General features: G+C 56.8%; 11 protein-coding genes. 8 read left to right on the top strand and 3 right to left on the bottom strand.

The annotated features are described in order from the left end of the window. Nucleotides 1-2 precede the first annotated feature (2 nt). Nucleotides 3-668 carry a DUF1190 family protein gene (locus tag ACQG22_RS19935; RefSeq protein ID WP_013098745.1) on the bottom strand — a complete coding sequence of 222 codons (666 nt, stop codon included), beginning with the start codon at nucleotides 666-668 and terminating at the stop codon, nucleotides 3-5. 190 nt (nucleotides 669-858) lie between these two features. Continuing rightward, on the bottom strand, nucleotides 859-2,325 hold the full coding sequence (tolC, locus tag ACQG22_RS19930) for an outer membrane channel protein TolC (RefSeq protein WP_047023594.1): 1,467 nt from the start codon (nucleotides 2,323-2,325) through the stop codon (nucleotides 859-861). A gap of 203 nt (nucleotides 2,326-2,528) precedes the next feature. Here tolC and nudF point away from each other — a divergent pair, with 203 nt between their 5' ends. The 5 genes from nudF to parE are packed head-to-tail and all read left to right on the top strand — an operon-like array spanning nucleotide 2,529 to nucleotide 6,937. Then, entirely contained in the window at nucleotides 2,529-3,161 is a 633-nt protein-coding gene (gene nudF, locus ACQG22_RS19925) for an ADP-ribose diphosphatase (protein WP_013098743.1), read from the top strand. Beyond that, nucleotides 3,158-3,580 (top strand): DUF1249 family protein, encoded by a 423-nt coding sequence (locus tag ACQG22_RS19920; protein ID WP_003862516.1) that lies wholly within the window; start codon nucleotides 3,158-3,160, stop codon nucleotides 3,578-3,580. The genes nudF and ACQG22_RS19920 overlap by 4 nt, the downstream gene beginning before the upstream one ends. A 27-nt stretch (nucleotides 3,581-3,607) precedes the next feature. Continuing rightward, the gene (cpdA, locus tag ACQG22_RS19915; protein WP_020689480.1) at nucleotides 3,608-4,435 is read left to right on the top strand and encodes a 3',5'-cyclic-AMP phosphodiesterase; all 828 of its coding nucleotides are present in this window, start codon (nucleotides 3,608-3,610) and stop codon (nucleotides 4,433-4,435) included. Next, nucleotides 4,435-5,016, top strand: a complete 582-nt coding sequence (gene yqiA, locus ACQG22_RS19910) for an esterase YqiA (RefSeq protein ID WP_014833291.1) — start codon at nucleotides 4,435-4,437, stop codon at nucleotides 5,014-5,016. The genes cpdA and yqiA overlap by 1 nt, the downstream gene beginning before the upstream one ends. A gap of 28 nt (nucleotides 5,017-5,044) precedes the next feature. Further along, on the top strand, nucleotides 5,045-6,937 hold the full coding sequence (gene parE, locus ACQG22_RS19905) for a DNA topoisomerase IV subunit B (RefSeq protein ID WP_013098740.1): 1,893 nt from the start codon (nucleotides 5,045-5,047) through the stop codon (nucleotides 6,935-6,937). 96 nt (nucleotides 6,938-7,033) lie between these two features. Here the strand turns inward: parE and ACQG22_RS19900 are convergent, their stop codons facing one another. Further along, nucleotides 7,034-9,175, bottom strand: coding sequence for a TonB-dependent siderophore receptor (locus ACQG22_RS19900; protein ID WP_369706531.1), 2,142 nt, complete (start codon nucleotides 9,173-9,175; stop codon nucleotides 7,034-7,036). 382 nt (nucleotides 9,176-9,557) lie between these two features. Here ACQG22_RS19900 and ACQG22_RS19895 point away from each other — a divergent pair, with 382 nt between their 5' ends. The 3 genes from ACQG22_RS19895 to ACQG22_RS19885 are packed head-to-tail and all read left to right on the top strand — an operon-like array spanning nucleotide 9,558 to nucleotide 12,387. Beyond that, nucleotides 9,558-10,370 (top strand): ABC transporter ATP-binding protein, encoded by an 813-nt coding sequence (locus ACQG22_RS19895; RefSeq protein ID WP_029883036.1) that lies wholly within the window; start codon nucleotides 9,558-9,560, stop codon nucleotides 10,368-10,370. Beyond that, nucleotides 10,367-11,350 carry a FecCD family ABC transporter permease gene (locus tag ACQG22_RS19890; protein ID WP_369706532.1) on the top strand — a complete coding sequence of 328 codons (984 nt, stop codon included), beginning with the start codon at nucleotides 10,367-10,369 and terminating at the stop codon, nucleotides 11,348-11,350. The genes ACQG22_RS19895 and ACQG22_RS19890 overlap by 4 nt, the downstream gene beginning before the upstream one ends. Beyond that, on the top strand, nucleotides 11,347-12,387 hold the full coding sequence (locus ACQG22_RS19885) for a FecCD family ABC transporter permease (RefSeq protein ID WP_248032009.1): 1,041 nt from the start codon (nucleotides 11,347-11,349) through the stop codon (nucleotides 12,385-12,387). Before ACQG22_RS19890 ends, ACQG22_RS19885 begins: the two co-directional genes overlap by 4 nt. Nucleotides 12,388-12,393 lie beyond the last annotated feature (6 nt).

The raw sequence follows: 12,393 nt of genomic DNA, 5'->3' as shown, positions 1-12,393 counted from the left end.
GATCAGCCGCCCATTGAGCGAGTTGACGTACCCGTCGCGCTGCGCTGCATGCTGGTCTGTTTCGCCACAGATTCACCGAACCCGCCGCGGGTGATGGTGCTGGTGGTAGCCGGTTTCGGAGCCATCGCCGTTTTCGGTACGGTCACGGTGCGGCCAGGCGTTGCTGCGCCATAGCCTTTGCCGCTGGCATCGGTGTATTGGCCGTAGGCCGGGCTGGCCGGGTTTTTCGAGCTAAACAGCGGCTGCTGCTGGTAACCCGCCCCGCCGCCCATCAGGCGGCCCATCATATAGCCGGCCATCAGTGGCATCCAGAAGCTACCGCTGGACTGAGCCTGCGCCTGATTTTCTGGCGCCGTTCCCGCCTGAGCCGGTGTCTGTTGACACTGGCCTTCACCGAACTCTGCCACGCAGTCTTCGCGTGTGGCATATTTCGGTGCGGTACGTTCCGCTTCTTTCAGGGCGTTGTTATAGGCGGTCTTACATTCTGCCGCGTTACCGGTTGCGGCTGAGCAGTCCTCTGCGTTTTGATACAGAGAAACCGTTTCATCGCTTTTCTCACAGCCTGCCAGCATAAAGACAGCGGTAACCGCCAGCGCAACAGGGGTGAGGTGACGCGCGTTCCAGCTTTTGCGGAACGAAGCGTGATTTATGGATTTTGTCCGTTTCATATTTGTCTTCCAGGACCCAGTGGTTATAACGCTCAGGATAGAGGATGAGTGGTTGAAAATGAAGCGAAGAGGGTCGGAATCAGGGGGATCTTTACGTTGGCTTACGTTCGGATGTGATTCAGATGCTCCCTCTCCCTGTAGGAGAGGGCTGGGGGGAGGGCATCAGGCCGCAGTGGGCCTGATGACACTCTTAGTGACGGAACGGATTGCTGCCGGTGTTGGTACGCGCAGCGGCTGGCTGTGCAGCAGGGGCATTGCTGTTAGCGTTGAAGTTATCAACCGCAGCAACCTGCTCCGGATTCTCCGGTGCCACGCTGTCCGGCGAGGTTGAGACCGGTTTACCCAGCGCATTGTTCAGCGCCAGCAGGTCCTGCTCGTTCAGCGTACCCAGCGCCTGCTTGATGTTCAGCTGGTTAATCAGGTACTGGTAACGTGCGCTGGAGAGCTGCTGTTTCGCGTTATACAGCGTGGTAGTCGCGTCCAGCACGTCAACAATGGTACGAGTACCGACGGAGTAACCAGCTTCCATTGCATCCAGGGAGCTTTGGGCAGACACAACGGCTTGTTTATACGCGTTGATGCTGCTGATAGAAGCGTTCACGTTGTTGAACGACGAACGCACGGTCTGCACCACGTTGCGGTGGGCGCTTTCCAGCTGCTCGCTTGCGCCAACAAAGTTGTACTGCGCCTGTTTCACCTGAGAATTCACCAAACCGCCCTGATACAGCGGCAGTGAGAAGCTCAGGCCGACTTTGTTCTGGCCCTGGTTGCTGTCGTCATACTGGGCGGTGTTGGTTTTAGAACCGCTGTAGCTGGTATCAGACACGCCGGTGGAGGCGCTTAGGCTCAGGGTTGGCAGGTGGCCATCCTGCGCCTGACGAATCTGCTCGCGGGCCAGGTCCTGGCTCAGACGCGCCTGCAGTAAGGTCAGGTTGCGGTTTTCTGCTTCTTTCAGCAGGGCATTCACCGCCTGCGGCTTATCGGTCTTGAAGTTATCTACGTTCAGGGAAGCCAGTTCTGGATAGTAATTACCGGTGACCTGACGCAGAGATTCCAGCGCGTTGTCGAGGTTGTTACGCGCGGTCACTTCGTTGGCCAGTACGCTGTCGTACTGTGAACGGGCGTTCTGCACGTCAGTGATGGCGACCAGGCCCACGTTGAAACGCTGGGTGGTTTGATCTAACTGACGGTAAATTGCCTGTTTCTGCGCTTCAGTATAGGAGAGCGAGTCAATCGCGCTCAGCACGTTGAAGTACGCAGTCGCCGTGTTCAGGATCAGCGTTTGCTGGTCAGTCTGATAGGTCACATCCTGGATACCCGCGCTCTTTTCCTGCAGGGTCAGTGCGCGCCATTTGGACATATCAAACAGCGTCTGTGTTAATTGCAGTGAGGCGCTGGTAGCATTGGAGTTAACGCCGTTAGCGTCGCGGAAACCGTTGCTGTAGGTATAATCTGCACCTAAACCTAACTGCGGCAGCAGTGGGCTACGCGCTTCGTTAATCTTTTCAAACGCAGCATCACGATCGGCCGCTGATTTACGTAAATCAGGGTTGCCCAGACGTGCCTGCTGGTAGACCTGTAACAGGTTTTCCGCCTGGCTCATTGCACTGAAGCCCGTCAGGCTCAGGCCGATAAGGATGGGGAGCAATTTCTTCATTTGCATTCCTTGTTGTGAAGCAGTATTAGCGCTGATCTAATTAAAAATAATTGCCGATTCTAACAGAATCATCCACACCAAAAGGTTGGCGTAATGTGCCATGTGGCGTTAATTTGCACCAATCTACCATATAGCCTTACAAACGGCAGCCAAACAGCCTTGAAATTCATAATTTCATCACCATTGCTACCAGGACTCGACTCATGCAAAAACCAGATAAGTTGCCCGTGACATTCGCCAAAAACGATGTAGAAATTATTGCACGAGAAACGCTTTATAGCGGTTTTTTTTCAATGGAACTTTACCGTTTCAGGCATCGCCTGTTTAACGGTGAGATGAGCGGCGAAATCAGGCGCGAAATTTTTGAGCGCGGGCATGCAGCAGTCTTGCTACCCTTTGACCCAGTGCGTGATGAAGTCGTACTGGTTGAGCAGATTCGCATCGCGGCGTATGACGTCAGTGAAAGCCCGTGGTTGCTGGAGATGGTCGCCGGCATGATCGAAGAGGGCGAGTCGGTTGAAGACGTTGCCCGCCGCGAGGCGCTGGAAGAGGCGGGGCTGATCGTTGGCCGCACAAAACCGGTGCTCAGCTATCTGGCCAGTCCGGGAGGCACCAGCGAGCGCTTGTCCATCATGGTGGGCGAAGTGGACGCCACGACCGCGGATGGGATCCACGGTCTGGCAGATGAAAACGAAGATATTCGGGTTCATGTGGTGAGTCGGGAGCAGGCTTACCAGTGGGTAGAAGAGGGGAAAATCGACAACGCAGCGTCTGTCATCGCCCTGCAATGGCTGCAACTGCATTATCAGACATTACGAAACGAGTGGAAAAAATGAAGCGTTATACACCTGACTTCCCAGAAATGATGCGCCTGTGCGAAACCAATTTCGCACAATTGCGCCGCCTGCTGCCGAGAAACGACGCACCCGGCGAAACGGTAAGCTATCAGGTGAGCAACGCGCAGTATCGATTAACGATAACAGAATCAACGCGCTACACTACGCTGGTGGAAATCGAACAAACGGCACCCAGCATTAGCTACTGGAGCCTGCCGTCAATGACGGTGCGGCTCTACCACGACGCGATGGTCGCTGAAGTGTGTTCAAGTCAGCAGATCTTTCGTTTTAAAGCGCGGTATGATTACCCGAATAAAAAGTTGCATCAACGCGACGAAAAGCATCAAATTAACCAGTTTTTAGCCGACTGGCTAAGATATTGTTTAGCACATGGAGCAATGGCGATTCCGGTTTGTTAGCGTCATAAACCTACCTAAGGACACCATTTGGAAAGCCTGTTGAACCTGACTGTTGCTGGTGGGGCACCAGTCAGGATATTACAAATCACCGATACTCACCTTTTTGCCGAAAAGCATGAAACGCTGCTGGGGGTGAACACCTGGGAGAGTTATCAGGCTGTACTTAGCGCTATTCACGCTGAAAATCGTGCCTGCGATCTGATCGTTGCAACGGGCGATCTGGCGCAGGATCAATCCTCCGCGGCCTACCAGCATTTTGCTGAAGGCATCGCGAGCTTTAGCGTGCCGTGCGTCTGGCTTCCGGGCAACCACGACTTTCAGCCTGCGATGTACAGCTCTCTTCAGGAGGCGGGGATCTCTCCGGCGAAGTGTGTGTTTGCCGGTGAGCAGTGGCAGATCCTGCTGCTCGACAGCCAGGTGTTTGGCGTCCCGCACGGTGAGTTAAGCGAGTTTCAGCTCGACTGGCTGGAGACCAAACTGGCCGCCGAACCGGCGCGACATACGCTGCTTTTGCTTCATCATCATCCGCTTCCGGCGGGCTGTAGCTGGCTCGATCAACACAGCCTGCGCAATTCTGCCGCCCTGGATAGCGTGCTGGTGAAATTTCCGCGCGTGAAGAATCTGCTGTGCGGACACATTCATCAGGAACAGGATCTCGACTGGAATGGCCGCCGTCTGCTGGCGACGCCGTCGACCTGCGTTCAGTTTAAGCCGCACTGCGCGAACTTTACCCTGGATACCATCGCGCCGGGCTGGCGCTGGCTGGAACTGCATGCGGATGGTTCACTGACCACGGAAGTCTGCCGTCTGGCAGGCGCGCAATTCCGCCCCGATACCGCTTCAGAAGGCTATTGATGTCTACGCTCCTCTACCTGCATGGGTTCAACAGCTCGCCGCGATCTGCCAAAGCGACACAGTTACGCCAGTGGCTGAGCGAGCATCATCCGCACGTTGAGATGATTATCCCGCAGCTGCCGCCTTATCCGGCAGAGGCGGCGGAGATGCTGGAATCCATTGTTCTGGAACACGGCGGCGAATCTTTCGGCGTGGTGGGTTCCTCGCTGGGAGGGTATTACGCCACATGGCTCTCGCAATGCTTTATGCTGCCCGCCGTTGTGGTTAACCCGGCGGTTCGACCGTTTGAGCTGCTGCGGGACTTTCTTGGCGAAAACGAGAACCCCTACACCGGCCAACAATATGTGCTAGAGTCACGCCATATTTACGATCTCAAAGTTATGCAGGTCGACCCGCTTGAAGCACCGGACCTGATCTGGCTGCTGCAACAAACGGGTGATGAAGTGCTGGATTACCGCCAGGCAGTGGCGTATTACGCCTCCTGCCGCCAGACTATAGAAGAGGGCGGAAATCATGCTTTCACGGGCTTTGAAGATCATTTCACCCAGATTGTCGATTTTCTTGGACTGCACAGCCTCTGACAATCAATGCGAATTGCTAGTTTAAATCATGACGCAAACCTATAACGCTGATGCCATTGAGGTACTCACCGGACTTGAGCCGGTTCGCCGCCGCCCGGGGATGTACACCGATACGACGCGCCCAAACCATCTGGGCCAGGAAGTTATTGATAACAGTGTCGACGAAGCGCTGGCAGGCCATGCCAAACGTGTCGACGTTATCCTGCATGCCGATCAGTCGCTGGAAGTTATCGACGACGGTCGCGGCATGCCGGTGGATATCCACCCGGAAGAGGGCGTACCGGCCGTTGAGCTGATCCTCTGCCGACTGCATGCGGGCGGTAAGTTCTCCAACAAGAACTACCAGTTCTCCGGTGGTTTGCACGGTGTGGGGATTTCCGTGGTTAACGCCCTGTCTAAGCGCGTGGAAGTGAACGTTCGCCGCGACGGCCAGGTGTATAACATCGCGTTTGAAAACGGCGAGAAAGTGCAGGATCTGCAGGTTGTCGGCACGTGCGGTAAACGCAACACCGGCACCAGCGTCCACTTCTGGCCTGACGAAAGCTTCTTCGACAGCCCACGTTTCTCCGTTTCTCGCCTGACGCACCTGCTGAAAGCTAAAGCGGTGCTGTGCCCTGGCGTGGAAATCACGTTTAAAGATAACGTCAACAATACCGAGCAGAGCTGGTGCTATGCCGACGGTCTGAACGACTACCTGTGCGAAGCGGTAAACGGCCTGCCGACGCTGCCGGAAAAACCGTTCGTCGGTAATTTCACCGGTGACACCGAAGCGGTGGACTGGGCGCTGCTGTGGCTGCCGGAAGGCGGTGAGCTGTTGACCGAAAGTTACGTCAACCTGATCCCAACCATGCTCGGCGGTACGCACGTTAACGGGCTGCGTCAGGGTCTGCTGGATGCGATGCGTGAATTCTGCGAATACCGCAACATTCTGCCGCGCGGCGTGAAGCTGTCGGCGGAAGATATCTGGGATCGCTGCGCCTACGTGCTTTCCGTGAAGATGCAGGATCCGCAGTTTGCCGGGCAAACCAAAGAGCGTCTCTCCTCGCGTCAGTGCGCGGCCTTTGTTTCCGGCGTGGTCAAAGATGCCTTCACCCTGTGGCTGAACCAGAACGTTCAGGCTGCAGAGATGCTGGCGGAAATGGCGATCTCCAGCGCGCAGCGTCGTCTGCGTGCGGCGAAGAAAGTGGTGCGTAAAAAGCTCACCAGCGGTCCTGCGTTGCCGGGCAAGCTGGCGGACTGTACCGCGCAGGATCTTAACCGTACCGAGCTGTTCCTGGTGGAAGGGGACTCGGCAGGCGGATCGGCCAAGCAGGCGCGCGACCGTGAATACCAGGCGATCATGCCGCTTAAAGGTAAAATCCTGAATACCTGGGAAGTCTCGTCCGATGAAGTGCTGGCCTCGCAGGAAGTGCATGATATCTCTGTTGCGATCGGTATCGATCCGGACAGCGAAGATCTTAGCCAGCTGCGCTACGGCAAAATCTGTATCCTCGCGGATGCGGACTCCGATGGTCTGCACATCGCCACGCTGTTGTGCGCACTCTTCGTGAAGCACTTCCGCACGCTGGTGAAAAACGGCCACGTCTACGTCGCGCTGCCGCCGCTCTACCGTATCGATCTCGGCAAAGAGGTGTACTACGCGCTGACGGAAGAAGAGAAAGCGGGCGTGCTGGAGCAGCTCAAGCGCAAGAAGGGCAAACCAAACGTTCAGCGCTTTAAAGGGCTGGGCGAGATGAACCCAATGCAACTGCGCGAAACCACGCTGGATCCTAACACCCGTCGTCTGGTTCAGCTGACCATCAGCGATGAAGACGAACAGCAAACCAACGCTATGATGGATATGCTGCTGGCCAAAAAACGTTCGGAAGACCGACGCAACTGGCTGCAGGAGAAAGGCGATATGGCGGATATTGAGGCCTGATGTCCCCTCACCCCAGCCCTCTCCCCAAAGGGGAGAGGGTGTTCAATTCCCCTCTCCCCTTTGGGGTTAGGGTGAGGGGAACACCCCGCACTGAAATCAAAACGCCATCTTCACCGTAAACTGCACTTCGCGCGGGTCGCCAATCTGGTTGCCCAGGTTGTTGGTCGCAATGGACGAGGTGTAGTAGGTTTTATCAAACAGGTTCTTCACGTTCACCTGCAGCGTCACCGGATACTGCAGCTTCATTTTGTAGGCCACAAAGGCATCGGCAACAAAGTATCCCGGCAAATAATAATCCGCACCGTTGGTCGCTGAACGACGGCTCACGCCGTGTCCACCGCCGCCAAGCGTCAGGGTATTCCCGCCGATCGCGTTATGAATGTCGTAAGTCAGGAACAGAGAACCGGTATGACGCGGCACGTTCGGCAGGGGCTTACCTGCGTAGTCTGGATCCTCCAGCACTTTGGCGTCGGTGTAGCCGTAGCTGGCGATAATATTGGTATTCTCAGTCAGCGATCCGGCAAGATCCACCTCCACACCCTGCGAGCGTACGCGGCCAGCGGTTTTGGCGATGGTTTCACCCCCCACGCTTTCGTTGTACAGCACGTTGCGCTTGTGAATATCAAACAGTGCGATGTTGGCGGTAATGCCATCGAACAGGTCAAATTTAGCCCCCACTTCGTAAGCATTAGACGTTTCCGGCGGCAGGTCACCAATGTAGCTCGCAATGGACGATTGCGGCATAAACGTCTGGGAATAGTTAGCAAACAGCGAGACGGATGGCGTGAGCTTGTAGACCAGCCCCAGCTTCGGCGTCCACTGTTCGTCGCGGCTGTCGGTATTCACATTGAACGGGCGGCCCTTGCCCGCATACTGGATGTAATACTGGTAACGCAGCCCGGCAACGGCAATCCACTTATCGGTGAGATACAGGGCGTCCTGCGCGTAGGCGGAGTAGCTTTCCTGTTTGAGCGTCTGGTCGCTATCAGTGGCGGAGACGGTGGTGCATTTGCTGAGATTGCCGTAGGTCGGATGGTAAATATTGAAATCTTTAACGTTCTTACAGCGCATCATGTCCGTACGCAGCAGATCGTAATTCTCATACGACACACCGGTCAGGATCTCATTATAAAAGCCCGCGATATCCACGTTCCCCTGCAGATCCGCACGCGTACTGTGCATACGCTGAGTCGAGCCCTGGGTGGCATCCACGCGGCGGGTCAGGTTACCCGTTTTGGCGTCATAGGCCATCACGCGCGCCTGGTTATCGCTGTATTTATCCTGGCTAAAGCTGTAGTCAAACTTCGCGGTCCACTGGCTGTTAAGACGGTATTCGGCGTTCAGCTGCGCCAGATCGGACTGCCCGTCGGTAACGTTAAACGGCTCGTCAAAGCGGGTTTTACGATCCACGTTTACCGGCTGTTTGGTGTTGAGATCGAAAATGGTTCCCCGATCGAACGGCGTTTTATAGTCGCGATGTGAATAGAGCACGGTCACGGTTGCATCATCACCAAACCAGGTCAACGACGGGGCGATAAAGGTGCTGCGCTCGTTGCCAAAATTACGCCAGTAATCTTCATCCTGATACTCGCCCGTCAGGCGATACGCCAGCCGCGTGCCGTCAATCGGGCCGGTGACATCAACCTGCCCGGTCCCCCCGCCAAAGCTTGAGGAGGTAGCGGAAATTGAGCCGCCGAAGCGGGTTTCCGGGCGTTTGGTAACCACGTTGATCAGGCCGCCAGGATCGAGAATGCCATACAGCGTTGAGGCCGGCCCTTTCAGCACCTCCACGCGCTCGGTCGCGGCATTAAAGCTGCGCGGCAGCACGGTGCGCAGGCCGTTGGTCATTATTGACCCGTCGCGGTTCGCGCCAAATCCCCGGCGCACAAACGCATCCTGCGTACCGCCCAGGGTGTTGGTCTGCACCACGTTGCTGACGTTATAAAGGGCTTCATCAAGCGAAGTAGCGTGCTGATCTTCCAGCACTTTATCACTGACGGTATTCACCACCTGCGGAATATCCAGCATTGGCATGTTGGTTAGCGTGGCGGTGGAGGTGTTAAGCGGCTGATAGCCGTTTGTGGCCTCGGCCACGGCATGGGGATCGGCGGTGACGGTCAGCGTTTCGCCGTCGTTAGCCGTTGCGGTGTCGGCTGCCTGCACCAGCGGTGCCATAAACAGCAGTGAAAAGAGCGCGCGCCCTTTTACCCCAGAGAGAGAAGGTGTGAACGTAGCCATTACATCTGTTTTCCCAAAAGATCCCGCGCATGAAGGGCGCGGAAGAATGTATGAGTCATTGCCCTTAATTGTCTGCTCGTTAGCCGTGTGGCATCGAACATGTAATTGAGAATCATTCAATCATGCGGCAATGTAGTAGTAAATGGAAAAAAAGCAAAAATCGGCTACAGCCTGAAACCTCCCGTCCTGATATAAGTAGATTCCATATAATTCATTGAAAACAATTAAATAAAAAATAACACCGCCGCTGTAGTACCTGTTATTTAACCCTGGCTTTATCAGGGTGTTTATCCCCTTGACTACTACATGGCGCAGCGGCAAACTCTCAGAAGAGAATGAGTTTTATTTTTATTTGTTCGATTTTTATTAAGTTGGCATTTACGTGGCGCACAACACCCATAAACCGGGGCTGGTTCTGGAGAACCTCTCCGCGGGCTATCAGAAAAAAATCATCGTCGATGATATCTCCCTTGCGATCCCCCGGCAGAAAATGACCGTGCTGGTAGGGGCGAACGGCTGTGGAAAATCCACGCTACTGAGCACTATCGCGCGTCTGCTGCAACCACTTGGCGGGGCCGCACTGCTTGATGGCAAAGCCATTCACGAGCAACCAACCAGAGCGGTAGCCTGCCAGCTGGGGATCCTGCCGCAATCTCCGCTGCTGCCGGAAGGGCTGACGGTGTTTGAGCTGGTATCACGCGGCCGTTTTCCCTGGCAAAATTTTATGCGCCAGTGGAGCGATGAAGACGAGCAGGCCGTTGAAGAGGCTCTGCACCTGACCGGTACGGCAGAGTTTGCACATCAGCCCGTCGAAAGCCTCTCCGGCGGCCAGCGCCAGCGCTGCTGGATCGCAATGGCCCTGGCGCAGCAAACGCCCTATATCCTGCTGGATGAACCGACAACCTTTCTCGATCTCCGCTATCAGGTGGAGATCCTCGAGCTGCTGCATACCCTGACCCGCCAGCATGGCCGTACGGTGGTGGTGGTGCTCCACGATCTCAACTTCGCCGTCAACTATGGCGATTCCCTGGTCTTTTTACGCCAGGGCAAAGTCGAGGGGGTATTGCATGAAGGCGACGTCTGCACGCCGGAACTCATCAAAGCGGTGTTTGATGTCGATGTCCATATGTCGGTTAATCCGCTGACCGGTAAGCCGTTCTTTATGCCATTCCGCCAGGCGGCGGAAAAATCATGATGCGAACGTCATTGGCTTTCCTGCTGTTTGCCTTGCTGCTGGTGATGGGCGCGATTGCCCACCTGGGTATCGGTGCGCGTGTCATTGCTCCCCAGACGGTGGTGCAGGCCTTGCTTCATTTCGACCCGCGCAATTTCGATCACAACGTGATTGTCAGATTACGCCTGATACGGCTGGCTGCCGCCATGGTCACCGGGGCGGCGCTTGGCGTGGCGGGCGTGTTGTTACAGTCGGTGATCCGTAACCCGCTGGGCGAGCCGCATATTCTGGGGCTTAACGCGGGGGCGGCGCTGGCAGTGGTGCTGACCAGCGCGCTCGGGTTTACCTTGCCGTTTGGCCGCCCGCTGGTTGCCACTGTCGGTGCCGCCGCGCTGTTTATGCTGGTGTTGACGTTCTCCTCTTCAGGGCGAACCGGCCTCACGCCAATGAAAATTACCTTATGCGGCGTGGCGATGTCGGCGTTTGCGTCGTCGATTACCGCCACGGTGCTGATTCTGGATGAACAGACGCTGCTTGCCATGCGCACCTGGCTGGCGGGAGATCTTGCCGGACTTAACGCGGAGATCGTTCGCAGCGCATCCTGGGTTGCCGCTGTGGGGTTCGCTCTGGCGCTCTGGCTGTCGCCATCGCTCAATATGCTGGCCCTGGGCGACCGGATGGCGCAGGGGCTGGGCGTGTCGCTGCTCAAAACTCGCCTTTTGGCTCTGCTGGCGATTGCACTGCTTTGCGGCGCAGCCGTCTCCATTGCCGGGCCGATTGGTTTTATTGGTCTGGTCGTGCCACAGCTTATCCGCCGTCTGGTGTCGGTGGACTTACGCGTGATGGTGCCGCTTTCTGCCCTGTGCGGGGCACTGGTGTTACTGCTGGCGGATATCGCGGCCCGTACGCTGTTTACGCCGTATGAGCTGGCGACCGGGATCATGACCGCGCTGGTGGGTGCTCCTCTCTTTATCCTGATGGCATCAAGGATGTTCAAATGAGCCGGGCCGGACTGCGTGCATGGCGTGTCGGGCCGTTTTCCGGGCAGGTACGCCCGGCGGCAGTGGCGCGCGTTACGCTTATCGCTCTAATGGGCATTCTCCTGCTGGGGTTTGGCCTGACGCACGGTTCGCTTCCCATTCCCACTTCCGCCATCGGGCGCGCGCTGTTCTCCGGAGAACCCCTGGAGGCCGATGCGCGCTATATCGTGATGGATATCCGCCTGCCACGGCTGCTGATGGCCATTTTAAGCGGCGCGATGCTGGGCATGGCGGGAGCGGCGATGCAGTCCATCACCCGCAATGGCCTGGCCGATCCGGGGCTTATTGGTGTGAAAGAGGGCTGCAGCGCGGCGGTGCTGCTGCTGATTTTTCAGTTCCCTGCGCTGGGGCTGGCCTGGCGTCCGCTGGTCGGGATGGCTGGTGGCCTCATTACCGCGTTGCTGGTGGTGGCGCTGGCCCGCGATATCTCGCGTCCGCGTTTTATTCTGATTGGGATTGGCGTGTCATGGGCTTTCTCTGCGGCAATGGGGATCTTTATGACCACCGCCGACGTGCGCGATGTGCAGACGGCGATGCTGTGGCTGGCAGGGAGCCTGCACGCGGCAAACTGGACGCTGGTCGGTATCGCCGCAGCCTGGGCGGCCCCGGCGTTTGCGCTGCTGCTCTTTACTGCCCGCGCGGCTGACGTGGCATTGCTGGGTAACCACGCCGCAACGGGGCTCGGGGTTCGCACCGCACGATTAGCGCTACTGCGCGTTCTCGCGCCGGTGGTGTTAACGGCGGCCTGTGTCTCCTGCGTGGGGAGTATTGGTTTTGTGGGGCTGATTGCGCCGCATATGGCGCGTCTGGTGATGCGCGGTGGGCAAACCGCGTTGTTGATGGGCAGTGCCGCGCTGGGTGCGCTGCTGGTGCTGCTGGCGGATACCGTCGGGCGGCTGGCATTCCTGCCGTTGCAGTTACCGGCGGGGATTGTGATTTCACTGATTGGCGGACCGTTTTTCCTGCTGCTGCTCTGGCAGCGTCGGGACAGATTTTAGAGGACT

The sequence above is a fragment of the Enterobacter cloacae complex sp. 309I3 genome, assembly GCF_050031595.1.
Lineage (GTDB): Bacteria > Pseudomonadota > Gammaproteobacteria > Enterobacterales > Enterobacteriaceae > Enterobacter > Enterobacter cloacae.
This window is presented reverse-complemented; position numbering and strand designations above follow the sequence as displayed.